Origin of the sequence: Streptococcus sanguinis SK49, from assembly GCF_000212815.1 — a bacterium.
In the GTDB taxonomy this organism is placed as follows: Bacteria; Bacillota; Bacilli; order Lactobacillales; family Streptococcaceae; genus Streptococcus; species Streptococcus sanguinis_C.
This window is the reverse complement of sequence record NZ_GL890985.1, coordinates 931,782-957,015: the sequence shown is the minus strand read 5'-3', so window position 1 is coordinate 957,015 and position 25,234 is coordinate 931,782. Positions and strand designations below refer to the sequence as shown.

Sequence of the window (25,234 nt, the reverse complement as noted above, 5' to 3'; positions counted from 1 at the left end):
TCTTCTCCTTTCATTTTTTAAGACATAGTGACTAGAAAATTGAGTTTTTTTATGTATCTATCCTACTGTTTTTCTTTCACCAGCTGATTCTTAAAAGAAAATTTACCCGTGCTTTCAACTTGGAACCCTGACTCACAATAGCTCTGGATACTGGCATTGAGCACTGCGCCAACAATCAAAATTTTAGCAATCATGATAAACCAAAACATCATCACAACCATAATGATGGAGCTAAAAAAGCGAACATCAACCAGGTGATTTAAATAATTATCCATGTAAACTGAAAAGATATTCATCAAAGCTAGAATGGTCAAGATCACAAAGACGCTGCCCGGCAGAACATAGCGTTTTTTGTTGATTTTCACATTAGGCAGGAAATAATAGAACATAACCAAAACCGCAAAGAGTAAGGCGTAAATCAGAGGCTCGGTAAAATTCTGCAAGTGTTGATAAAGCTGGTTATCTAGCTTCCAGTAAGTACGGAGGAAATCCAGCGACATATGACCAAACATGGTCAGAAAGAGGGTAAAGGCAAAGAGAATCTGCAGACCAATACTGACAACCAAACTCATGACGCGATGAGAAATCAGCCCTCGGCTCTTGGCTACCCCATAGGCTTTATTAAAGGCAAACTGAAGGAAATTCATGGACTTGGAAAAAGTCCAAAGAGCTGACAAGACTGAGAAGCTCAACAGGCCAGTCGAAGGCTGGGTCAGCACTTCACGCATAACTTTTGCTACAACATCATATAAAGTCTCTGGCAGCATGTCCTTGATAGCTGTCAGAAAATCCGCAATTGGAATATTGAAATAAGGCAGAATATTGACAACAATCAAGAGCAAGGGAAAAACGGAAATCAGCCAATAATAAGCAACTGCAACGCTGGTCAGCTCACTATCTGCTGCCCGATAAAAGCGGAAAAATGCTCTTAAAAACTGATTTCTGCGAATCTTGGCAAATAATTTCTTCACTCTCTTCTCCTTCAAAAAAAGCTGAGACAAGTGCCCAGCCTTTGATTTCTAATAAGTCCCTTCTTCTCCCTGGCTGGTCAGAATGACAGGACCATCTTTTGTAATGACAAACTGATGCTCATACTGGCAAGACAAGCCGCCATCCAGCGTTTTATGTGCCCAGCCGGTCTCAAAGTCCGTATCAATTTCCCAGGTACCTGTATTGATCATGGGCTCGATAGTCAGAACCATTCCCTCACGCAAGCGCAAGCCGCGTCCTGCTCGACCGTAATGCGGCACCATAGGCTCCTCATGCATGGTTGGGCCAACACCATGCCCCACTAAATCCCGCACAACGCCATAGCCATGACTTTCAGCATATTCCTGAATGGCTGCTCCAATGTCACCGATACGATTGCCAACCTTGGCAGCCGCAATTCCACGGTAGAGACATTCCTTGGTCACATCCATCAGCTGCTGAGCCTCTGGGCTAATCTTCCCTACTGCATAGGTCCAGCAAGAATCTGCCACACCGCCCCGGAAGCTCTCTGTGTGCTGCTTCATCTGTGCTACATTGTCAAAATCTAGCTTGGACACATCCAGCTCTGCCTTATCGACCAAGCCAACCACCATATCAACGCTGATGACATCACCTTCTACCAGCTTCTGATGACGGGGAAAGGCATGGGCTACCTCGTCATTAAGAGAGCAGCAAGTCGCATAAGGATAGTCCATAACAGAGCCTTCCACACCAATTTGCAGAGGCAGCGCATTGTCTTCTTTACAACGCTTGCGAACATACTCTTCAATGTCCCACATGTCAATTCCTGGCTTAATCAAATCTCTCAAACCAATGTGGACCGAAGCCAGAAAATCTCCACTCTTGTCCATCAAGTCAATTTCACGCTGTGATTTTAAAGTAATCATTCTTTCTCTAAATTCCTCTTCTTAATTAATTTTCACTGTAATCGTCGCTTTGGCAACCAGCATCGCTTCCAGATACATCTCAAAGTCAATAATAGCTGTCCGCCTAGTCTGACGTATAATGCGCGGCTGGATATGCAGCAGGTCATCAATCTGGACCGCTTGAAAGAAATAAATCATCAGTTGATCGATAATCAAGCTGCGGCCGCTGTTGACCATGAGCTGCTGGGTAATCCGAGTCAAAATTTCTGTCAGCACACCGTTAGCCAACACACCATTTTGCTCCAGCATAAAAGGCTCAACGGTAAAGGAGAACAAATCATCCTGACGGCTAATCTTCTGTCCTACTTGCTCACTGAAAGTCGGCAGGCTAGAAATATGAGAACGGCTCATTTTTTCCATAATATCCCGGCGCGTGATTACACCCAGCAAGGTCTGGTTGCTGCGAACTACTGGTATCATTTCAAAATCTTCTGCAATCATGCGCTGACTGATATTGGCAATATTAGCCGATAGGCCTGTCATAAAGACGTTTTTCGTCATGACCTTGTCCAAGGTTGTCAGAGGAGACTTATCCCCCGCGTCTCTCATGGTTACTACTCCCACCAGCATCTGCTGCTGGTTGATAACCGGAAACCGGCTGGCACGATTGCGACGAACCAAGTCCAGATAGTCACGAACAGTATCAGTATCATGCAAGAAGCCGTACTCGTGGCTAGAGCGATAGACCTGCTCCACTGTTAAAATATCGGTCTTGATCTGCATATTGGACAGGGCCCGATTAATCATGGTTGCAACAGTGTAGGTATCGTGCTTGGTCCTGAGAACCGGTATATTAAGCAAATTAGCCATCTTCAGAACTTCCGAGCTGACTTCAAAGCCTCCAGTTACCAGCACCGCATTCTCATTTTCCAGAGCCAAGAGCTGAATTTTCGTCCGGTCTCCGACAATCAGGAGCCCCCCCTCTGTCAGATAGCGCAGAATATTCTGCTCCGTCATGGCTCCGATAGAAAATTTATTGAATTCTTTTTCTAGACCATCTTCTCCAGCCAATACTTCTGAGCCAGTAATATCAACGATTTCCTTGTATGTCAGGTGCTCCAAGACCACTTTCTTGGACTTAACCCGAACCGTACCACTCCGAGGCCTAGTCTCAACAATACCGCGGTTCTCCGCTTCCTTGATAGCTCGATAGGCCGTCCCATCACTAACTCCCAGATAGTTTGAAATACTTCGGACACTGACCCTCTTGCCGATTGGAAGATTTTCAAGATAGGTTAAAATTTCCTGATGCTTACTCATTAAAATCTCCTCTCTCATAACGGTACTCCAGATAATCTCTCATCTTCCTCGTGTACCGATCGCTCCCTTTAAACTGCCGGTAGAGGCTGAAGCCAGATTTTTGAGCCACCTTTTGACTAGCTAGGTTCTCTGCATGAGTGATAATACTGAGCCGTTTGAAGCCAAAGCGAGTAAAAGATAGAAAAGCAATCTCTCGAACAATTTCTGTCATCAGTCCTTGTCCCCAGTAGTCTTGCCGCAGAAAATAGCCTAACTCAGCCTCTTTCTTGATCTCGTCCATCTTTTCAAACTTGACAGAGCCAATCATTTCCTGCGTTTCCTTGTGACAAATGGCCCAAATCCCCAGAGGATTTTTCATAAAGAAATTGGCAATGACGTATTCACTTTCCTCTAGGCTTGCTTCTGTCGGAAAGATGAACTGAGTATTTTCCGGATTGGACGCAATCTTATATAGGGCCCTTGCATCTTCAAAGACAATGGGCCGCAAAAATGCATGCTCTGTCTCAATAAATGAGTAGGCTGCCAAATGTGTCCACAAATTCATCTGCTACCTCTACAAAAAATAAGCGAAAAACGCTTATTCTTCTATCAACTGGATATCTGCACCCAGACTTGTTAATTTTTCAATAATATTAGAATAGCCACGCAGGATAAACTCGATATTAGTAATCTCTGTCTTTCCTTGAGCCATCAAACCTGCAATAACCAAGGCAGCTCCTGCTCGTAAATCAGTCGCCTTGACCTGAGCTCCCTGCAGTTGATTTGGTCCCTCATAGACAATCTGGTCGCTGCTGGTCGAAATCTTACCTGCCATCTTAGCCAGCTCCGCCACATGGTTAACCCGCTTCTCATAGATGGTATCCGTAATCTTACCGTGGCCATTAGCCGTCAGTAAGAGCGGGGTAATAGGCTGTTGTAGGTCAGTTGCAAAGCCTGGATAAGGAGAAGTCTTAATGTTGATAGCTCGCAGATTTTGCTGTTCTTCGACGAAAATGCTGTCTTCAGAAACCGTCATCCGAACACCCATTTCCTCAAGCTTGGCAATAAAACTCTCCAAATGCTCATAAAGAACATTATTAATCTGAATTCCCTGACCAATAGCTGCAGCAAGGGCGATATAAGTTCCTGCCTCGATACGGTCAGGAATTACTTGATGGCGCGTTCCATGAAGGTGTGGAACCCCCTCAATCGTGATAATATCAGTACCTGCTCCACGGATGTGCGCTCCCATATTATTCAAGAGAGTTGCCACATCAATGATTTCAGGCTCCCGCGCTGCATTTTCAATAATGGTCCGACCTTTGGCCTTGACAGCAGCTAACATCGTATTGATGGTAGCACCCACGCTGACCGTATCCATATAAATGCTAGCTCCTTTCAGCTGCTGACCTCCTGTGGATAGGTTCATGTAGTTGCCGTCCATGGTCATCTTAGCCCCCATCGCTTCAAAAGCCTTGAGATGCAAGTCAATAGGACGCGGCCCCAAGTCACAACCACCAGGCAGGCCTACCGTTGCTTCACCATAGCGACCAAGCAAGCTGCCATAGAAATAATAGGAGGCTCTTAGACTGTTGATTTTCCCATAAGGCATAGGGACGTTTTGGATACCACGCGGATCAATCGTCAGACTATCCTCAGAGCGAGTAACACTAGCTCCCATGGCAATCATAATATCAATCAGGCTATCCACGTCCGAAATATCTGGAACGCCATCCAACGTTACAATATCATCCGCCAGAATCACAGCCGGAATCAAGGCAACAACACTGTTTTTAGCACCATTAATAGTCACCTCTCCTTTTAAGGGGCGACCACCATGTATTACAATTTTTTTCATGTTTAAAATAAAGCTCTTTCAAGGTATTGCCATTTATTATACCACAGATTCGGGAAATTTCCTATACTTTTAGATAAATAAGACAATTGAAATTAAAATGAAACTGAAAAATTGCTTTTTTAATAGTATTTTCAGAAAAATCCAGTATTGCTAAGAATGAGAGAAGCGCAAGGCTAGACTGCTTGCCTTATAAAAGCCACCTATATAAAAAAGCTCTCAACCATTACGATTGAGAACTGTCATCTTACTGCACTGCTGCTTTCAATGCCTCTACCTTATCCAACTTTTCCCAAGGCAGGTCAATATCTGTCCTACCCATGTGGCCATAAGCTGCTGTCTGACGATAGATTGGACGTTTCAGATCCAGCATTTGAATGATACCGGCCGGACGCAAATCAAAAATCTGACGAACAGCTTCCTGAAGCTTGCTTTCTGCAACAGCACCAGTGCCAAAAGTATCGATCCGTACAGAAACCGGCTGAGCCACACCAATGGCATAGGCTAACTGAACTTCTGCTTTCTTGGCCAGTCCAGCCGCCACGATGTTTTTAGCAATGTAACGAGCTGCGTATGAAGCCGAGCGGTCGACCTTGGTTGCATCCTTACCAGAGAAGGCACCGCCACCATGACGAGCATAACCGCCGTAAGTATCCACAATAATCTTACGTCCAGTCAAGCCAGAGTCTCCTTGAGGCCCCCCAATTACAAAGCGACCAGTCGGATTGATGAAGAATTTCGTCTTATCATCCAAATATTGGGCTGGGATAACTGCTTTAATTACCTTTTCAATCACATCACGATGAATCTCTTCATTGGTCACTTCTGGATCATGCTGAGTCGAAATAACTACCGTATCCACGCGCACTGGCTGGTCATTTTCATCATACTCAACAGTCACCTGAGACTTAGCATCTGGACGCAGATAGGCAATCTCTCCTGATTTGCGCAACTCTGCCAATCGACGGACTAGCTTGTGACTGAGCGAGATAGGAAGCGGCATGAGCTCCGGCGTTTCATCCACTGCAAAGCCAAACATAAGCCCCTGGTCTCCAGCACCAATTAAGTCCAATGGATCTTGATCCACATTCCCACGAACTTCCAGAGCTTCATTGACACCTTGAGCAATATCTGGCGACTGCTCCACCAAAGACGGATGCACACCGACTGTCTCAGCTGAAAATCCATACTCTGTATTGGTGTAGCCAATGTCTGCAATGGTATCTCGAACAACACGGTTAATATCTACATAAGCTGTGGTCGAAATCTCACCAAAAACATGAACCGAGCCCGTATAAACGGCTGTTTCAGCAGCCACATGGGCATTTGGATCCTGACTCAAGACAGCATCCAAAATAGCATCGGAAATTTGGTCTGCAATCTTATCGGGATGTCCCTCCGATACAGATTCAGACGTGAAAAGTTTACGTTCTGACATAGAAATGTCCCCCCTTAAAAAATTGTTATAGAGTTACAAAGTACTGATAGAAGTTTCCTATCATCTTATCGGGACTATATAACTTTCTCATTATACCATAATTTACGATACCACTCCCTTTTTTTAAAAAAAGAACAAGATATAGATTAAAACTATACCTTGTTAAGCTCCATTCATTCTTGGAAGTTAACAAACCTATCCAGACTAAATAACAAAATAAAAACATAAAGAGAAGATATAGTTTAGCACCAAATTTTCTTCTGTTACCTCTCCACTTCTTTAGCCATTAGAGTTCCGAACAAAACAAGAGCTGCTAAAACAAATGGAGCGATTTGAAAAAGAAACCAATCTGGGTCTCCTGCAAAAAAGGCAGAAATCAGGTAAAGTCCTGAACCTGCATACAGTAAACCCTTATTTCCTCTATTCTTTCCAATACCAGTTAAAACGGTCGCAATTAAAATACAAATTAAGCTGGGTGCTAGGAAAATTAACAAGACGATCCCCCATGGACCTGCTAGAGTGAAAAGTAAAACAAACAAGACAAGATAAATTATCGATAGATAAAAAGCAAATGACAGCAGACCTGACCTATACTTGGTTTCTTTTGAATTCTTCATAGTAACGTCAGGAATATTTTGTTCCTCAATAGATTGATTATTATCTTTATTCATCTCATTATTCGTCATTTGATTCATCCTTTCTAATTATTTTTTAGACTGAAGAGGCAAGATATCTATCCCACTATTGTTCCTCAGATAATAGCATTTCGCTTATGTCCAACCTCTATAATACACGCTTGATTCAGAGAATATTTTGCTACATAACATACATATGCGCTTTTCACATAAACTCCTCATTCTATACCAAATCCGTCTGAGCGATAGCCTTCTTGACATCATCCAGCGGCAGATGAACTAATTCCACCTCTTTCTCCTTGTAGAGATACTGAGCATAGTCATCTATCCGATATTGGTTGATGTAGACCACTCGCTTACAGCCGACCTGAAGCAGTTGCTTGGTACAGTTGAGACAGGGAAAATGAGTCACATAAGCCGTAAATCCCTTGGGGACTCCCCGCTCGGCTCCTTGCAAGATGGCATTGACCTCAGCATGCAAGGTCCGCACGCAGTGACCGTCAATAACCAGACACTCATGGTCAATACAGTGCTCAGTCCCTGAAACCGAGCCATTGTAACCAGTTGAAATAACCTTATTATCCTTGACCAATACAGCGCCAACCTTGGCTCGCTTACAGGTTGAACGATTAGCGATTAAGAGAGCCTGAGCCGCAAAATACTGATCCCAAGCTAAACGATTCTCCGACATAATTTCTCCATTCTACTGATTTTTTATTCACATAAGTATCTGTTTTTTCTATTATATCGCAATTCCCTATTTTTAACTAGCTTTACCATGAAAGCTGTCTTATCAGTAACAAGCCTTTATCTATACTATAAGTGGCATGGCGGGCTATTTCTTTCTTTATACTTTTCATTAATAGTTATGGAAAAAGAACCAAGGAAATCCTCAGTTCTTATTTTAATTATTTACCAAGCTTAGCTTTAGCTGCATCTGCAAGAGCTGTGAAAGCTGCTGCATCGTTAACAGCCAAGTCAGCCAACATTTTACGGTTAACTTCAATCTCAGCCAATTTCAAACCATGCATCAATTGTGAGTATGAAAGTCCGTTCAAACGAGCTGCCGCATTGATACGAGTGATCCAAAGTTTGCGGAAATCACGTTTTTTCTGACGACGGTCACGGTATGCATAGTAGTAAGAGTTCATTACTTGCTCTTTTGCAGTACGGAACAAGATATGTTTTGCTCCATAGTAACCTTTAGCTAATTTTAAAATACGTTTACGGCGTTTGCGTGATACAACGCCACCTTTAACACGTGCCATTTATATTTCCTCCAATATTTCCTAGATAATTGTTACAGCAGCTCTTATTTCAGACCTGTAAGCATTGCTTTGATACGCTTGAAGTCTCCTGCATGCACCATTCCTGCTTTGCGAAGATGACGGCGTTGTTTCTTAGTCTTTCCGTGGAAACGGTGAGAAGTGTAAGCACGGAAACGTTTCAAGCCACCAGAACCTGTACGTTTGAAACGTTTAGCTGATGCGCGGTGTGTTTTTTGTTTTGGCATAATGTTTTCTCCTTTTTCTATCTTTCTGACAATCTATTTTTTGTCAGGAATTGGCGCCATCTGCATGAACATCTGACGTCCATCCATCTTAGGCTTTTGCTCAATGATAGCAACATCCTGAGTCGCTTCAGCAAAATCTGCTAAAACTTTAGCCCCGATTTCTTTGTGGGTAATCATCCGGCCTTTGAAGCGGATAGATACCTTTATTTTATTTCCTTTTTCAAGGAACTTGCGTGCGTTGCGAAGTTTAGTGTCAAAGTCTCCCTTGTCAATAGTTGGACTCAGACGAACTTCCTTCACAGTAACAACACTTTGTTTCTTGCGTTGTTCTTTTTGTTTTTTCTGGTACTCAAATTTGAACTTACCGTAGTCCATAATTTTTGCAACAGGTGGTTTAGCTTGTGGCTGAATCAGGACCAAATCGACATTTGCTTCATCCGCAAGAGACTGCGCTTCGCTCAGCGGTTTAATACCTAATTGTTCGCCGTCAAGACCGATCAAGCGAACTTCACGCACACGAATTTCATCATTGATGAATAAGTCTTGTTTTGCTATGGTTTTCACCTCTTTTTTATTTTTAGAGAAAAACAAGTGCGGACCTGCTAACGCAAACCCGCACTACATGATAGTATTTCATTACTGAAACTGAATCCTGTAGAGCCAGACAACGTTAGTCGCAAGGCGAGAAGCTCTCACTTCTGCTTTTCTCAACTCTACTATCATACCAAGTTTCATTTTATTTGTCAATGATTTTTTTCGCTTTTTCTTCGATAAATGCAACAACTTCAGAAATGCCAATACCAGTGGTATCAAAATGTATGGCATCGTCTGCCGGTCTCAATGGCGAAACCTCGCGATGACTGTCCTTATAATCTCGCTCTGCAATTTCTTCTTTCAGTTTCTCCAAATCAGCAGGAATACCTTTTGATAGATTTTCCTTATAACGGCGCTCAGCTCTTTCCTCGACCGAGGCTACCAGATAAATCTTGAGCTCAGCCTGAGGTAAGACAACCGTTCCAATATCACGGCCATCCATGACAATCCCTCCCTGAGCTGCAATTTGCTGCTGCAAGGCCACCAGTTTCTCACGAACTTGAGGAATGGCAGATACCCAGGAAACATTATTGGTGACTTCATTTTCCCGAATCGGGTGAGTCACATCCACGTCGCCAACAAAGACTAGCTGCTCGCCATCTTCCGCTCGACCAAAACTGACCGAATGATTATTGAGCAAGTCTACAATTTCAGTGGCATTTGCTTCTGTCAAATGATGCCGCAGAGCCAGATAGGTTGCAGCCCGGTACATGGCTCCTGTATCTAAATAAGTATAGCCAAAGTCCTTGGCAATAATCTTGGCAACAGTCGATTTTCCACTGGAAGCAGGACCGTCAATCGCAATTTGAATCTGTTTCATAGCTGGCTCCTACTCAATCTTCACAACGTCACCTGGATTGGCATACCAAGAACCAGTGGACATATGAGAAGGGTTAAGCTGTTCCAGCTTGGCAATAGAAATACCTGCACGCGCCGCAATGGCTGCTTCTCCTTCGCCAGGCTGAACAGTCAGAGTTCCCTCAGAGGATTCTGTGGTATTTGCCGCTGGCTGCTCTGCTGTAGAAGACGCTTCACTGCTGGAACTTGCTGCTGAAGTGCCGTAGAAACCTTCCATTTGGGTTTGTCTATTACTCCCTCCAGTAGACAGATAGGTCAGGAAGCACACCACCGCAACTACTAAAATACAGAAAATAATGGTTAATATGGTCAACAAGCGATCTGCATTCAAGGCGCTAAACTTCTTGGTTCGTTTCAACTTATCTTCTCCGTTATCGTATACATCTTCTTCCCATGGTTCTTTTTCCATGACTTCCTCCTTGAGTTTTTCTTAAAATCTTATTACAATATGGGTATGAAAGTAACACTCATTCCCGAACGGTGCATTGCCTGTGGGCTCTGTCAAACCTACTCAGATCTTTTTGACTATCATGACAATGGCATCGTCAAATTTTACCAGGACGACCAGCTCCTAGAAAAGGAAATCGCTGAGGATCCCGATGTCGTGGAAGCCATCAAAAACTGCCCAACCCGAGCTCTTTTGAAAGACTAGGATTTTTTGGACTGACTGCCATAGTAAGCTTCAAAATAGTCAATATGGGTAAAATTATCTACTAATTCTACCTCACCCTTAAAATGCTCATTAAGGGCTAGGGCATTGACAAAATATTTCTTAGGCCACTTGCGCATACAAAAACTCCGGCTGCGGCTCTGCCCTTTAAAATATAAGGTAATTGACGTCTTGGTCACTTCGACTTTTTCAATATCTGAAATCTTGACCTTTATCGGAGTAAAGGGATTGGCTGTGATAATTCGCAAGGTTCCATCATCATAAATGGTAAAATAACGATGAACTCCCATTCCCAACAAAACCATGAACAAGAAGAAAGAAAACAGAACAAGAGTCGGCACTCGTGAGCTTTCATACATCAAAGCTAAGCCAACAAAAATCGGAATGACCGATAAAGACCAATATATTATCAGGATGGCTACATCTGGCTGCCAATGATAGCGAACCTTACCGAAAATCTTTATCATGCTCACACCCCCATACTACTAGTTTAGCATAAATTAAGAAAAAATAGAACAGGTAGACTTGCCTATTCTATTTTTTTATTTATGATTTTGCTGTCTTAAAGAAGCTATCAGACAAGTAGCCCTTGCCTCTGACCATATCATATTCAATCAGTTTCAAATCATCTGCTATTTCTTGAGCTTCTTCGTCCAATTCTTTTTTATCTATACTGGCCTTATGCAATACTTCTGTTAACAAAGCATAGTAAGGTGATACTTTGGAATTTGTCTGCTCCAGTAAGAGAGCGGAGAAATCACTAGAATTGACTCTTGGATAATCGAGTTTAGGAGTTTCATAATTACTCCAAACGAAATAATCTGTCAGATATTGGCTTTCTGGATTTTCTTTAAAGGCTGACTGAGGATAGAGACCAGGCAAATGGTCACCGTAAAAGACGACTGTTACTTTTTTATCTACCTTTGAAAGCTTCTCCAAAAACTCCTTGGTCGCCTGATCTGTATGGTAAAGCATTCTGACATAGCTGGAAAGAGATTCGTTCCCTTCCTTGCTAAAATCAGGATAGCTGGCAGACATATAGACAGGATTGGGCTCACTCCAAGGCATGTGGTTCTGCATGGTCATGACAGAGAAAAACTGTCCCTGCTTGCCATTCAAATGCTCCAAGACTTGATTATAAGTCGTTTTATCGCTGTAATTACCACCTATATTATCCCCCTTCAGGCCTTTGGTACCATAGTGAATAAAGGTATCAAATCCCAAATCCTGGTAAATGACATTTCTGGCATAATTGCTAGGGGAGGCCAGATGGATCACTGTCCGATTCTTAGATGAATAAGCATCACTAATGGAAGGGAATCTATTCATCCTCGGGACAATTTCAGTATAGAGAACCGAAATAGACGGAGACAGATTATAAAAAGGCAAACCTGTCAGAGTCTGAAATTCCATGTTGGCCGTTCCTCCACCATAGCCGTCTGACTTCATCAGTCCACTGGTGGTGCGAGTTTTAACTTCCTGAATATAAGGAATTGGATTCTCAGACATAGTAACGCCGTCAACCCGAGCAGGGTCAGAAAAACTTTCACTCAGGAGATAAATTACCGTTTGATCTTCGATTTTATTCTGGCGTTCTTTGTTAATAGCTTCCGCAACATTCTTATACTTTTTTTCTATCTCTTGAATCTTTTCCTTAGAATAGCCACGTGGCTCAATCATGGTTGTATCCGACATCTGTGAAAACCAGACAAAAGAAAGGGAGCGAAGCTGTGAATTGACAGTATTTCCCATCCAAGTCAGGTCATGGTAATTATTCAAGACCGAAATGACTGGGATATTCTCTACTATTTTGCCATTCTTTTTAGTGGCAAATATATCCATGACTCCCAAGAAAAAGACCAAGGGCAGGACTAGCAAGATAAGCTGGTATTTAAGAACGGTAATGAGCTTGCCTGGCAAGATTTTCTTACGCAAATACCAGTAGAGAGCGCCTAAAGCAACTAGTCCCAAGATAGCATAAAATCCGTAATTGCCTCCGAGAAAGTCAAAGAGGGTCTTGGGATTTCTCAGCCAGACCATATCGCTAGGCAAAATTGGCTCTTGGCGATACTGAAATTTCAGACTGCTGGCTATGGTAGCAACCACTACTAGCGCTGTTATCAGCATGGTTGGCAGGAGAAAATGATTGAAAATCAGGTAAAGAGCCATAAAAATCATGAAAAAGACAATGATTTGAAAGAGACTGGCTCCAGTGAAAAGATGCCTCTCTAAAACAACCACATCTCCACGGATAGTATTTTGAATGGTGTAATTAAAGATAAGAGCAAACACTGCACTCAACACAAAAGCGACAGAAACACTGGCCTTATTCTGAGCAAGATCGCGCAATCCCTTAACAGCTAGAAAGCTAGGGAGAGAAAGCTGGATAAAGATAACTGCGATAAGGCAGAGGAGAGTTAGCATAAAGTTCTGCGTTATATCCAACTTGCCTTCCTTAAGGAAATTCACTAAATAGCTTTGGTGATGCAGCAATTCCGGCATCTTATCATCCATCAAAGTAAGAAATAGGAAGAGTTGGGATAGAAAAAGATTTTCCAGTACCTCTCTATTTTTCTTAGTAACTTGCAAGAACTTACCTGCGAAGCGTTTTTTAAGCTTTGGAGAATGGATAAAAATATAAGCGAATAAGAAAATCAAAAGCAAGCCCGGCAGGGAGTTAAACTGCCAAAAATGATTGCTGAAAACCCGTTCTGCTTTGAACTCAAAATCATTGACATGCTGCGTTACTGTCAGTAAGTAAGAGAATCCCGTATAGAGAGCGTAAATAATGGCTAACCATATAAAGAATCTTTTGCTGAAGAGCTGAGACAAAAGCTTGCCCAAGCCAAACAAAAGAGGGAGCAACATCAGAAAGGCCAGCCACAAGGCTGGATAATTCCGCAAATCTTCGCCTTCCTCCAACAATAAAACCGTCGTAACAGCGACTATATCTAAAAGTAAAAAACTAATTAGCAGGTATGAAAACTGCTTATAGTGATTGAGTAAAAATTTCATTTTCTTTTTGGTAAATAGTTAAATTCTCTAGCGAGATTTTTTGTAAACCAAGAATCTCACTTTTTCTTTAAAAGATTGGACAAACGATTTCGTATCTTTTGAGATAAATTTTTCTGACTTAATTTTTCTTTTTGCTCGGTCAACTCTGCTTTTTTCCTCTGCCAGTCCAGTAAAGAGGGTAGAGAAGATAAGGGCATAATCTTGAAATCATAATGATTGTCCCAAGCTAGATAAACCAATAATTGCTCTAAAACATCAGACAATTCCTGCTCAGAGGATGGCGAATTTTCTAAGCTCTTCATCGGGAACAAACTAGCCAAAGCAGAATATTTGAACCATAAGAAGCCGCCATAGACTCTCGTCAGAGAAGGGGCGGTCATAAAGTCAAAAGACTTATGCAAACCAGCTTCCTGCCAGATAGCAGCCAGCCTTGGACGTGCCGGTTCTGACTCAAACAAGCCATCTCTGACTAGGCGCGGCAAATCTGGAATAACCAGCCCTACAGCAGCCTCCTTCTCTAGCGCTTCTATGCTTGCATCCGCATAATCCACCATAAGATTTATCAAATCAGAGCGCATGGTTTGGTCAAAAGCCGCCTGATTCTCTACCAATCTATGAGTAGATAGATGACCGATATAAGCATAGTTTTGCAGGATTTCCTTCTGCTCCAGCATGGCAATCCAGGCATACGATTTCTGGCTTAGTACAAGCTGAACTTTATTGCCCAGATGACCCAGAGCTGTCTGCAGCTGTTTCAGCATTTCTGGCTGCGCTACAGTCACTAAATACTGATACTGAGATGACAGAGAAAATAGCTTGTCCTGATACTGCTGAAAAATAGGAAGATCCGTTACATGAATATGCAGGAGGACAGGCTGAGCAGATCGATAGTTCGAAGTTGCCTGAGACAAATACTTGTCCTGCAGCAAACAAGGAAGGTCTGGACCAAAATGATAGAAAAGGTGTTCCCTAATCAGGAAAGTCGGATAAGATGAGTTAATTTCAAGTTCTTCCAGCAAATACCTAGCCAAAAAAGGATTGCCCCTGAGAGCCTTCACTTTTAGAAAAGGAACCTTTGCTTCCAGAATCCTAAGAGGCTTATAGTATGAAAAGTCTGGATGAAGCAATTCTCCTGCTTCTTCCTGACGGGTATCAAGGAGAGCTTGATATCTGAATCCTGCCTCTACAAAACGCTTGGTAAACTGGGTCTCGTAATGGTCTATCACATCTTGAACGTCAGTAAAATCTTCTACCTGAGACCAAAATTCACGGAAAGTCTTGTCTTTGAGAACTGACTGCTTAAAGGTTACAAAGTAGCTCTGCAAGTGTTCTTCAAAGTACCTGGTCTTGCGAAAATTAGTCATTCCCCAAAAATCAACTTGAGAATCCTCTTCAAAGCGCTGATAAATGGGCGCTAAATCCCATAGCGGACCAAAGCAAGTGTCGTTCATGAGAGTCAGAGAGTCTGAGTTCTGTAAAGTGTCAAAACCCAGCCGGTTCATACCGTCACGCCAGGCTGCAAAATCAAAGCCTCGGTTATCCCGCTCAAGCAAGTCAGAAATTCCCAAGTCTTCTCTCAGCCGACATTTGTCCTCATTGCTCAAAGGACTATTTGAAATAAAAAGAATCTTAGAAAAAAGCGGCTTTAGCTGCTCCAATTGATAGAAGACATGACCGCTTATATGATTGCATTTATTGAAATGAACATAGAGTAATATTCGTTCCATGAAAATACCTTATTCTTTATGATTGAGAAATCTTCCAACTGCCATTACGCTGGATTAAGCCAGTGGCAGAATCCTTAGCAGAGACATCGTCATCCTTAATATCCTGACGATTGATTAAGATAACTGGGTTGTTCTGAGAGTCTGCAAAGGCTAGAATTTGTTCTTCCTTATCCCGCACCGAAACCTGCAGTTTTAACTTAGCGTTATTTATCTGTGATACATGGCATTTGTAAGTCAAGCGCTTCTGTCCAGGTCCTTCTGTCGGCTGATCCATGGAATTATCATTGTAAAGCCAGATGGTTCGATCGATATCTGTCAAAGAAAAGGAAACATAGGTCGGTAGGTCTTGATTAACCTGATAAGAAATTTCAAATTCAATCTCTTGTTCAGGTGAAATCTGAGGCGAATGCAAGAGCTTAACCTTCAAATCAGAAACCGCTGCATTCTCAACCTGGAATCCTTCGTTCATGGCTTTTGTTTCAGTCGCGTTGTCCAGACTATACTGGTTGGCCACATCATCTGGATTGCCGATAGCCTTGACCAAGCCATTTTCAATCAAGACTGCCTTATTACAATATTTTTTAACAGCTCCCATGTCATGGGTCACCAGAATGGTCGTCTTACCTGACTCCTTGCGATCTTTGAAATAGTCATTACACTTACGCTGAAAGGCTTCGTCCCCAACAGCCAAGACCTCGTCCAAAATCAGAATATCACCCTGAGCCTTGATGGCCACAGAAAAAGCCAAACGCACCTGCATACCGCTGGAATAGTTCTTGAGTTTTTGATTCATAAACTCGCCCAGCTCAGCAAACTCCACGATATCATCGTACATGTCGTCTACTTCTTCTGTTGAGAATCCCAGCATGGCACCATTCATATAGACATTTTCGCGGCCAGTTAGTTCTGGATTGAAACCGACACCCAGCTCAATAAAGGAAACCAACTTACCATCAATAGTTACCTTGCCCTTCTCCGGAATATAAATCTCAGAGATAATTTTCAGGAGGGTGGACTTACCAGATCCATTGCGGCCAACAATCCCGTAGAAGTCACCTTTTTCGACCTCAAAGGAAATATCTTTCAAAACATGCTGTTCTTTGTAGCCTTTGATCCCCTTAAAGCGATTGACCAGACTGGTTCTCAAACTCTGAGTAGCCTCAGTAGGCAATCGAAAGAATTTACTTACATGGTCGACTTTTACTGCAATATTATTTGACATTATAAAATCTCCGCAAATCTCTTAGCATTTTTATTAAAGAAGAACAAACCTAGAGCCAATACCACAAAAGGAATTAAGTAAGGAATGAGGGCGATTAGTTTGTTATTCACGATATCCCAGCCTCTGACATTAACAGGAGCAACAATGAAATGGCGCATGTCCTGCAGTATCTGAGCAATCGGATTGAGCATCATAATTTTAGCGACGAAGAGTTGCTTCCGCTGCAAAAGAAAGGTCAGAGAGTAAATAATAGGACTAGCATACATTCCTGCTTGAAGAGCCACTTCCCAAATCGGTCCAATATCCCGATACTTCACAAACAAGGAAGACAGCATGAGGGCGCAGCCCATTGCCAAGACCAATACCTCCAGAAAAAGAGGAATAATCACCAGCGTATGCAAGCCGAATTCCACCTGATTAATCAAGGCGAAGAGAAAAACAACGACCAGATTAATCAGAAAATTGATAGCTGCTCCAAGAACCGATGAAATGACGATGGTATGTTTTGGAAAGTTCAATTTACGAAGCAAATCTCCCCGAGAGACGATGGAAAGCATGCCCATATTGGTAGCTTCGGTAAAGAAAGACCAGAAAACCATCCCCAGCAAAAGCCCTACTGTATAGTGGGGTGTCCCATCATCAAATCGCAAAAAGCGGACAAAGACCAGATACATGATGGTAAACATCATCAATGGCTTCAAAATCGACCAGAGATAGCCGACTAAGGACCCTTGATAACGTAATTTAAAATCCGTCTTGATTAATTCTTTCAAAAGAATACGATTTTTTTTACTAAAAAAATCCATGAATATTACTCCTTATAAGCAAACTTTGTGAGAATGAGGCTCGTAAAAACAAGGGTATGGAAAGTGCGGTTTTTACGATAGCCATACTGGCGAATCCTGCGCCAGCGCTCCTTAAAAGGCACCTCCATAATGGTCACAAAGTTCTCAATTAACTCTCTATTTTCAGCAGTCAGCGGCAGGACCAGCAAATTTCTAGCCTGAGTCTGACTGTCTTTTATCAATTTCCAATATTTGGCAAAAAGAACATGGGGACGAACCCAGTTTTTTACGCGTTTTCTGAGCGTTCGAGCTCCCAACACATTATTCGAATGCTGCCGATAGAGCTCACCCGGCTTGTCAATATAGACCAACGTTCCAAAAGCCGCAGCCAGCAAGCCCAGATACCAGTCGTGCATGAGCAGTTCATGCTCTTCCTTCCCAGTCCAAAGTTGGGCCAAGGCGCGATTTATCATAGAAACACCACCCGTCACTGTATTCTCCGTCAACTCTTGGACTAGTTCTGTATTAGCGTGATCTGACTGAGTGCGAATCATACTTTCATGAACAACCTGTAGCTCTTGATCCACGACCTTCAAGTCAGTATAAACCAGTAAGGGCTGACTGCTATCATATTTGTCTGCCTCAGCCAATTGCATGGCAATCTTGTCTGGCAGCCAAACGTCATCTTGGTCGCTAAAGAGATAGAAATCCGAATCTTGGTATTGAAGCAGGCTATGAAAACTCTGAATGACACCCAGATTTTGTGGATTTCCCCGATTGATAAAGGCAATGCGGTCATCCTTGCGGCAAAAGTCCTCAATGACAGCCCGCGTCCCATCTGTAGAGCCATCATCACGAATCAGCAGTTGCCAGCCCTTATATGTCTGCTCTTGAATACTCTTAATCTGCTCGGCCAGAAACTGCTCCCCATTATAGGTGGACAGAAGAATGGTCACTTTCATGATAAAAATAAATCCTCGTATTCACCCACAATTTTTTCCCAGGTGTAGTTTTCTTTCATATTTTCTTTGGCGGCTTGACCTAGCTCCGTAAACTCTGTTTGCGCATCTACTCGGTCAATCAGCTGGGCTAGCTGGCCAGGTTCTTTTTGCCAGTAGAGAGCCGTTTCTTTTGCTACCTTACGGTTAAAGTCCACATCCAGCACCAGATTGGCATCTGTCTGAGCCAGTGCTTCCAAGAGTCCCGGATTAGTCCCGCCAACCTCATGACCATGTATGTATGCAAAAGCATGATTACGGATATATTTGAGCAGATTCTGATCATAGACCGTACCGACAAACTTAATGCGAGAATCACGGTCAAAGCCTGTTTTCTGCTTGAGCTCTTCAAAATAGGGATTGCCCTCATGATTGCAGATGATCAGCAAGTCACGTCTGGTTTTGGATTTCATGAATTCTTGAATGATGGTTTCATAGTTGTTTTCCGGAACGAAGCGTCCGACAATGAGGTAATAGTCTTTTTCCTTACTGGCCCACTTTTCAAAGAAGACCCTGACCTTGCCTTCGTTTTCTGTCAAATTGGACAGATAAAGGTCGGTTCCATAAGCGATACAGGTCGTTTTAGACCAAGGATAAGCTTTTTGAATATAGCTTTCGATACCTTGATTGTCCGCAATAACCAAGTCTGCATGCTTGGTCATGACCTTTTCAGAATACTTGAGATAGGCTTGGACTGGCTTAGACCATTTGGCCCGCTTCCACTCCAACCCGTCAGGATTGATAAAGAATTGACCGCCTGCCTGATGGATACGACGAGCAAAAGGAAAGATAAAAGCACCAATCGTATTTCCAAGAATGTAAAAAATAGGCTGCTCAATCTGCTCTTTCTTAGCAAACTTGAGGGCGTAGGAGACAGCCATCATATCATAGGCAATTACGCGGGCTGGGCCAAGCTTAGGTGGCTTGACTGTAAAGCAGTCGACTCCCTTGTAGTCAAAATGATGAAAAGCTTCATCATCTGATAAGCAAGCCACATGATATTGGATGTGAGAAGAGATTTGATGCTCTGTCAATTTTTCGACAAAGGTTTCAAATCCTCCATATTTGGCAGGAAGTCCCCGACTCCCGATGATGAAGACATGTTTCATGATTTCCCTCAATTCAAGATTTTACAGTCCATTCTATTATACCACTTTCTAGTGTGTTTGTATAATACAAAAAGGACAGGTAGAGCCACGGCTGCACTTGTCCTTTTCTTTCTTTAACCTCTTCTACCAGAAAATAGCTTATTTTTCACTTTGCGTAAGAAAGAGCTGGCTTGTTGAGAAGGTAAATTTGTATCCAATAAGCATTTGACATGACGCAAGGAGTTAACCTGGTACATTTCAGTGTTTTCAATCTTATCCAATAAGTTTTGGTAAACACTCTGAACTGTGTAGTGCTCTTGGATTTTGCCAAGATTGGCCACCGACTGGTCTTTTAATCCCTCAAAATTTGCCAAGGCAATGTTTATCTTATCAGCCAACTCCTCAATATTGCCAGATGAATACAGCTGACCTTCTTCAAAGATTTCATAGGCGGATAGATGACCAGGATTGTCCGACAAAATGGTCGGAAAACCATTCATAATCGCTTCAATATAGACTAAACCAAAGGTTTCCATAGCAGAAGGAAATACCGCTAGGTCTGCTGCCGTCACCTCTGCCCAAGGATTGTCCTTGTGTCCCAAGAAACTAATATTTTTGACCTGATGTTCAGAGATATAAGTATCGCATCTTTTTTTGTACTCCTCATCCCAGGCTCCGATCAGAACTAAGGGCGGTTTTGGCTGAGATAACTGGTTATAGGCTTTTATCAATTCTAATTGATTTTTCCGCTCTGTCAAACGTCCGACTGACACAATACGCCTTTCGGCTCTATCCTTTTCTCCTGTATTAGTAGGATGAATTTTCGTAAAAGGGGCAAAAGACAAGACTTTTCTGTTTGGCAGCAGCTCCTGTAACTGTCTCTGCAATGCACCTCTAACTGCAAATATTTCCTGCGAATAATCACTGATAAAATCTAGCTTTTCCTTATAGTAGCCAAACTCTCCGTCAGGAAATTCATGAACCAGCCAGAAATGCGGAACATTCTCGCAGGCCGCTGCCACTGCTCCTTGAAACATATTGACCGTATTGGTAATAACCAAATCAATCTTTCGCTCCGTTAGTATCTTTCTGAGCGCTGAGGTATTATCCTGATAAGACCGAGCTCTAGACTCAGGACTACCTGGCAGGCCACCAGGCGCGTCCCCCCACCACCATTTAACTGCCGGCAAGGCTATAGTCTCAATACCCAAGGCTGCCAAGCTGGATATATAGTCCTGCTGAACGGCTACATGATAATCCGGAATCGCATTGATAACCTGATGGCCCGTCTGGACCAAGTATTCCATCAAATTGACAATAGAGATTTCAGCTCCATTATCTAGCGTTCCAGTCGGCGAAATGAATAATATCTTTTTTTTCATAGCTTATCCTAATACATTCCAATAAAAGGGCACCATCAAGTAGAGGGAAACCAAGAAGTTAGCTACCAGAGTCCCAACCATCATTCGATTCACCACCCTGTCTTTAATGTCCAAGGTTCCTAGATTAGCAACAGTTGGTAGCAGTAAGATCAAGAAAGGTGTAAAATAACGTCCCTGAGCACCAACCGATATCATGGCACCTTTACCGAGGACAATAGGCGTCCACTGCAGATACATAATCGACACAACAGCAATCACTTGAACCAGAAACAGATACCGCGACATGACTGCGTAGCCCTTGGTCATAAAATCTTTCTGCGATTGCAAGAAGATAAGCGCCAAGACTGCCACATCGATAAAAATCAACCAAAGCGGCAGCTGGATAGTAAAATTCCCCAAAAAGCCAAACATACCGATTGTCAAAATTGTATTCAAGTCGCCATTAACACTTTGCTTAAAGAGCGTATTCAGCAAGACTTGGCCATAGTGCAAGAGCCCTCCCTGATTGCGAAATGCCAGATGCAAGGCAAGAAAGAAAGCTGAAAAGCCAAGTACATAGAAGATAGGACGATAACGAGCTACAAAAGCTTTGGTTGCAACAAAAGGCTTGTTCAGAACCGCAAGGAATCCTTCAAACTCAAAATCAACAAAAGGCAGCAATCCTAATAAAAGAACATTATTCGGTTTGGTTACAAAGAGGCCTATAGAAATTACCAAAAGCTCTAGTAGATTTCTATTGGTAAATTTCTTATGGTAGGCAATATTGGTCAAAAAGCCAATCGCCAACATAATTTCCAGGTAGTTCATCACATCGTAAGAGAGAGAAGCAGCCTGCTGGACCATAATAGGCAAAAGAGAAAGGAAAAGTAGAGCTTTTTTGCCATATTTGAAGTATTTAATTAGCAGATAAACCCCGAAGATATATGCCAAAGCATTAAAGAGCCGCCCCAGCATCATGATGAAGCCTACTGACGGATAAAGCAAGCTTCCCAAGGTCATACCTAGCAGCTGAGGCAGGAAAGAGATAGCCTTGAGATTAAAGCCAAAGGTAAACTCTTCTTGCGCCAGATCTATCTTCTCTGAGAACAGCTGCTTGTACTCTGCCGGCGAAACATTCGGTGTGGAGGGGATTTTGTCCATCCATTTATATGTTCGACTGGTCGGTTTATGGAAGATTTCCCATGTCATACGAGCGTGATTGGTCTCATCAGGCACCCGATTAATCGGCTGTGCAATCATAAAAGTCAAGACAAAGATACTTGCCAATAATAAGAAAATATTCTCGACTTTTACTTCTTTATTTCTTTTCAAAATAAGTCACCATTTCATCTTTTTTATCTAAACTGCAATTTTCTAATACAAAAGCGTAGGCGTTCTCTGCCAGTTCTCTACGTAAATCTGCAGAAAGAATCAGACTTTCCAGCTTTTCTTTCCATTCACTATCTTTAGCCAAAAGTCCAGTCTGACCGTCAATCATCATATCAGAAAAAGCACCGATATGACTGGCAATCGTTGGCACCTTGACTAGAGCTGCTTCTATCCACTTGATTTCTGACTTGGCCCGATTAAAGACTGAGTCAACCAGTGGAGCCAGATTAATATCAACCTGACCAATCAACTGAGGTAAGGTCTTCCAGTCCACATACTCATGGACGACAATACGCTGCGTATATTGTTTCATATCATGCGGGATATCTAAGTGCCCTACAATATGAAGCTCGACGGATGAGTAGTGGTCCAGCACTTCTTTGATAGCCGGCTTGATGAGCTCAAAATTTTCATTGTGGCTGATGGAGCCAGAGAAATAACCGATTTTGATTCTGTCGTCTGCACCAAAGTCTTCCTTCAAGAACTGCGAGCTAACCGCAATCAATTCGCTGGACGCCAGATTACGATTCAGCAGGACGGAGTCCTTGTATTTGAGCAATTCCTCTTTTAACTGATTAGTGGAGGTAATCGCTCCATCACAAGCCGCCAGCATTTTTCCGTAATTCTTCACCCCAGCATCATAATTGCCCTTTTCCTTCTCAGATAAGCCTTGTGTATAGCTTAGCTGGTCGGTATAAAGGGTATCAAAGACCAAATCATCAATATCAAAATAAACTGGCTTATGCTCCTCCCGAGCCAAATCACATAAAAGCTGGAGTTGAGCGGACCAAGGAGCGCGGTAGATAATGATATGGCTGGCATACTGGGCCTGAGACAGAATAAACTTAGACGCATTGACCACTTTCACTGCAAAACCATTCTTTCTAAGCTGCTCTGCCTTATTTAGTACACGGTAGCGCGTACACTGCGGAATGATATTCTCTACACCGTCAATGATGAGAATATATTGATTACGAGGCACATCTTTGAATTTTTGAACGATGTTCTCAAGAATCTCCACTGGGTAGTCTGTCTTCTCCCGAACATAGTCCAATACATCAGGAACCTCTGACTCTCTTTCCAGACCTTGCCATAAAAACTGCTGATCATCATAATTCCTCAAAGAAGTATACTTAATCAGAGGACTGCCAGCCTTTAACATCCTTAATGGGTGAATATACATAGCCGAATCCTGATTTTCGTGAACCAAGGCATCGTAGCGATAGCCCAAGTCAGCAAAGTACTTGGTAAAAGTCGTTTCATGCTTTCCGATAGCTTCTTCCCGTGAATCCGTGTCAGTCAGCACTTGCCAATAGTCGTAGAATTCTTCGGACTGAAGCAGCAAAGGCTCAATCACCAAAAAATAAGACTGTAGGTGGTTGGGAATGTAACCATAGCGGTTAAAACCAGTGATATCTTCCTGGGTCTCACCATAGGAAATCCCCCAAAAGTCAAGATTTCTGCCAGCCATAGTTTGAAAGACAGCCGCCAAATCACTCATAGGGCCGATATTGGTGTCATTGACGAGCATCAGCTGAGAACAATGCTGTAGCTTTTCCTTTCCCAAGGAAAGAATACCTTCACGAAAAGCTGCTGTATCATAGCCGGTATTATCCCGCACCAAGACTTGACCATACTGTCCTAAAGTTTCTAAATCTTCTGCAACCAGTCCGCCGTTAACGACGATGAGAGTCTTATCAGCCAAAGCTGCTAACTTTTCTAAAAAGATAAGTTTGTACTGCTGCAAGCGTGGCTCGGATTCAAAAATGACATAGACTAAGACTTTTTCGCCGCTTGAAACTGAAGCAAGAGCTTTTTCCCTTTGAGAGTTCCGCAGCCATTGATAATAATAAACCTTAGGAGACTTAACTTGGCGTTTCAAACGAACCAGCTGTTGCTTAATCCGACTTAAAACAGCTTTGATACTGCGAGGATTTCTGACTAATCGAGCCAGACGTTTCAATGGCGTAATCACGCCATTCCCCAGCCGATAGGAAATAGATCGGCGAATACGAAACTGCTCCTGAATAGCCTCATCTCGCTGTTCCTTTATCGTTCTCAGTCTGGATTTCAGGGAATCTAGATTTTTATGTAACTGTCGCTGATCCTCCTGCAGTTCAAGAACATAGTCGTTCACTTTATCCATATGCTGAATCAGTTCATCCAAACGACCTTCCAGTGTAAATATGTTCTGGCCCAGAGCTTGGTAAATATCATCTGGTATCTGTCTCACATACTTACGCAGAATTTTCAGATACATTTCGTAATGATATCTCGTAGAATTCCGTTTAGAGATTGATTCCTTATCAAAGACCCGATAATTCAGCTTTGTTTTTGCATCATAAACAGGTTTCGCTCCTTGATTGATAATTAAGTTCAAAAGGAAATCATAGTCTTCCAGTTTTTCACGATTCAGAGCTTCATCATAATAAATACCATCAGCAACCGAACGACGAATGAGAGAACAGTTGGAAATAAAATTTTCCGTTAAGAAAGCTAGCTTGTCAAATGGCCGTGATTTAAGGTAAACTTCCTTTTTATCAGGATCATACAAATCACCATAGACAATATCTGCCTCCTCTTGCACCATGCTTGTATAGAAGCTCTCAATATAGTCTGAATCCAGAAAATCGTCACTATCCACAAAAATAAAATAAGTGCCTTGAATTTGCTGTAAAGCCTTGTTTCTTGTCTTGACGACCCCCATATTTTCATGGCTTTCAAACCGCGTCGGAAAAGGGGAATCCGCTAAGACAGCCTCTATGATTTCAGCAGAATGGTCAGAGGAGCCATCATCCAATACCAGTAACTCAATATTTCGATAGGTCTGAGCAAAAATACTGCGCAAACACTGCTCAATGTAATCTTGATGGTTGTAACAAGTTACAACAACAGATATTAAATCTTTCATATACTTTCCTTGTAAATAAC

Annotated in this window: 24 protein-coding genes and 1 other annotated feature; of the genes, 1 reads left to right on the top strand and 23 read right to left on the bottom strand. The window is 42.5% G+C overall.

Features of this window, described 5'->3' with window-relative positions:
• Window positions 1-62: 62 nt before the first annotated feature.
• The 13 genes from HMPREF9380_RS06275 to HMPREF9380_RS06335 form a co-directional block, all read right to left on the bottom strand.
• Window positions 63-986: a YihY/virulence factor BrkB family protein gene (locus HMPREF9380_RS06275; protein WP_002933157.1), complete on the bottom strand. Its 924-nt coding sequence runs from the start codon at window positions 984-986 to the stop codon at window positions 63-65.
• Between the two features lie 33 nt (window positions 987-1,019).
• A complete protein-coding gene (locus tag HMPREF9380_RS06280; protein WP_002900015.1) occupies window positions 1,020-1,877 on the bottom strand; it encodes a methionyl aminopeptidase in 858 nt (285 codons plus the stop codon).
• Between the two features lie 21 nt (window positions 1,878-1,898).
• Window positions 1,899-3,176 carry a CBS-HotDog domain-containing transcription factor SpxR gene (gene spxR / locus HMPREF9380_RS06285; protein ID WP_032907310.1) on the bottom strand — a complete coding sequence of 426 codons (1,278 nt, stop codon included), beginning with the start codon at window positions 3,174-3,176 and terminating at the stop codon, window positions 1,899-1,901.
• Window positions 3,169-3,720, bottom strand: coding sequence for a GNAT family N-acetyltransferase (locus HMPREF9380_RS06290; RefSeq protein ID WP_002933154.1), 552 nt, complete (start codon window positions 3,718-3,720; stop codon window positions 3,169-3,171). Before HMPREF9380_RS06290 ends, spxR begins: the two co-directional genes overlap by 8 nt.
• Before the next feature lie 33 nt (window positions 3,721-3,753).
• The gene (locus HMPREF9380_RS06295; RefSeq protein ID WP_002895048.1) at window positions 3,754-5,013 is read right to left on the bottom strand and encodes a UDP-N-acetylglucosamine 1-carboxyvinyltransferase; all 1,260 of its coding nucleotides are present in this window, start codon (window positions 5,011-5,013) and stop codon (window positions 3,754-3,756) included.
• Window positions 5,014-5,257: 244 nt separating this feature from the next.
• A complete protein-coding gene (gene metK, locus HMPREF9380_RS06300) occupies window positions 5,258-6,448 on the bottom strand; it encodes a methionine adenosyltransferase (RefSeq protein WP_002933152.1) in 1,191 nt (396 codons plus the stop codon).
• Between the two features lie 263 nt (window positions 6,449-6,711).
• Window positions 6,712-7,134 carry a hypothetical protein gene (locus tag HMPREF9380_RS06305; protein ID WP_223311157.1) on the bottom strand — a complete coding sequence of 141 codons (423 nt, stop codon included), beginning with the start codon at window positions 7,132-7,134 and terminating at the stop codon, window positions 6,712-6,714.
• 172 nt (window positions 7,135-7,306) lie between these two features.
• Entirely contained in the window at window positions 7,307-7,774 is a 468-nt protein-coding gene (locus HMPREF9380_RS06310) for a deoxycytidylate deaminase (protein ID WP_002895042.1), read from the bottom strand.
• A 217-nt stretch (window positions 7,775-7,991) separates the two neighbouring features.
• Entirely contained in the window at window positions 7,992-8,351 is a 360-nt protein-coding gene (gene rplT, locus HMPREF9380_RS06315; RefSeq protein ID WP_000124830.1) for a 50S ribosomal protein L20, read from the bottom strand.
• Between the two features lie 44 nt (window positions 8,352-8,395).
• On the bottom strand, window positions 8,396-8,596 hold the full coding sequence (gene rpmI / locus HMPREF9380_RS06320) for a 50S ribosomal protein L35 (RefSeq protein ID WP_002895038.1): 201 nt from the start codon (window positions 8,594-8,596) through the stop codon (window positions 8,396-8,398).
• A gap of 33 nt (window positions 8,597-8,629) precedes the next feature.
• Window positions 8,630-9,160: a translation initiation factor IF-3 gene (gene infC, locus HMPREF9380_RS06325; RefSeq protein ID WP_002895037.1), complete on the bottom strand. Its 531-nt coding sequence runs from the start codon at window positions 9,158-9,160 to the stop codon at window positions 8,630-8,632.
• Between the two features lie 15 nt (window positions 9,161-9,175).
• Window positions 9,176-9,306, bottom strand: a sequence feature (ribosomal protein L20 leader region).
• Window positions 9,307-9,332: 26 nt separating this feature from the next.
• A complete protein-coding gene (gene cmk / locus HMPREF9380_RS06330; RefSeq protein ID WP_002933147.1) occupies window positions 9,333-10,010 on the bottom strand; it encodes a (d)CMP kinase in 678 nt (225 codons plus the stop codon).
• Window positions 10,011-10,019: 9 nt separating this feature from the next.
• A complete protein-coding gene (locus HMPREF9380_RS06335) occupies window positions 10,020-10,457 on the bottom strand; it encodes an SAG1386/EF1546 family surface-associated protein (RefSeq protein WP_002897255.1) in 438 nt (145 codons plus the stop codon).
• A 45-nt stretch (window positions 10,458-10,502) separates the two neighbouring features.
• Between HMPREF9380_RS06335 and HMPREF9380_RS06340 the strand changes: the two genes are divergently transcribed.
• Window positions 10,503-10,700 (top strand): ferredoxin, encoded by a 198-nt coding sequence (locus HMPREF9380_RS06340; protein WP_295345912.1) that lies wholly within the window; start codon window positions 10,503-10,505, stop codon window positions 10,698-10,700.
• Here HMPREF9380_RS06340 and HMPREF9380_RS06345 read toward each other — a convergent pair.
• The 10 genes from HMPREF9380_RS06345 to HMPREF9380_RS06390 form a co-directional block, all read right to left on the bottom strand.
• Window positions 10,697-11,185 carry an EbsA family protein gene (locus HMPREF9380_RS06345; RefSeq protein WP_002895031.1) on the bottom strand — a complete coding sequence of 163 codons (489 nt, stop codon included), beginning with the start codon at window positions 11,183-11,185 and terminating at the stop codon, window positions 10,697-10,699. The two genes, HMPREF9380_RS06340 and HMPREF9380_RS06345, sit on opposite strands and share 4 nt — an antisense overlap.
• Before the next feature lie 79 nt (window positions 11,186-11,264).
• Complete coding sequence (locus tag HMPREF9380_RS06350; protein WP_002933145.1) at window positions 11,265-13,733, bottom strand: LTA synthase family protein; 2,469 nt, start codon at window positions 13,731-13,733, stop codon at window positions 11,265-11,267.
• Between the two features lie 56 nt (window positions 13,734-13,789).
• Window positions 13,790-15,460, bottom strand: a complete 1,671-nt coding sequence (locus HMPREF9380_RS06355; RefSeq protein ID WP_002933142.1) for a rhamnan synthesis F family protein — start codon at window positions 15,458-15,460, stop codon at window positions 13,790-13,792.
• A gap of 16 nt (window positions 15,461-15,476) precedes the next feature.
• Window positions 15,477-16,682, bottom strand: coding sequence for an ABC transporter ATP-binding protein (locus HMPREF9380_RS06360; protein ID WP_002933140.1), 1,206 nt, complete (start codon window positions 16,680-16,682; stop codon window positions 15,477-15,479).
• Window positions 16,682-17,488 (bottom strand): ABC transporter permease, encoded by an 807-nt coding sequence (locus tag HMPREF9380_RS06365; protein ID WP_002933137.1) that lies wholly within the window; start codon window positions 17,486-17,488, stop codon window positions 16,682-16,684. Before HMPREF9380_RS06365 ends, HMPREF9380_RS06360 begins: the two co-directional genes overlap by 1 nt.
• Window positions 17,489-17,493: 5 nt before the next feature.
• Entirely contained in the window at window positions 17,494-18,429 is a 936-nt protein-coding gene (locus tag HMPREF9380_RS06370) for a glycosyltransferase family 2 protein (protein WP_002933134.1), read from the bottom strand.
• On the bottom strand, window positions 18,426-19,574 hold the full coding sequence (gene cps2T, locus HMPREF9380_RS06375; protein ID WP_002933131.1) for a beta 1-4 rhamnosyltransferase Cps2T: 1,149 nt from the start codon (window positions 19,572-19,574) through the stop codon (window positions 18,426-18,428). Before cps2T ends, HMPREF9380_RS06370 begins: the two co-directional genes overlap by 4 nt.
• Before the next feature lie 113 nt (window positions 19,575-19,687).
• Complete coding sequence (locus HMPREF9380_RS06380) at window positions 19,688-20,935, bottom strand: glycosyltransferase family 4 protein (RefSeq protein ID WP_002933129.1); 1,248 nt, start codon at window positions 20,933-20,935, stop codon at window positions 19,688-19,690.
• 3 nt (window positions 20,936-20,938) lie between these two features.
• Window positions 20,939-22,246 carry a DUF2142 domain-containing protein gene (locus HMPREF9380_RS06385; RefSeq protein WP_002933123.1) on the bottom strand — a complete coding sequence of 436 codons (1,308 nt, stop codon included), beginning with the start codon at window positions 22,244-22,246 and terminating at the stop codon, window positions 20,939-20,941.
• On the bottom strand, window positions 22,233-25,214 hold the full coding sequence (locus HMPREF9380_RS06390) for a rhamnan synthesis F family protein (RefSeq protein WP_002933117.1): 2,982 nt from the start codon (window positions 25,212-25,214) through the stop codon (window positions 22,233-22,235). Before HMPREF9380_RS06390 ends, HMPREF9380_RS06385 begins: the two co-directional genes overlap by 14 nt.
• Window positions 25,215-25,234: the final 20 nt, after the last annotated feature.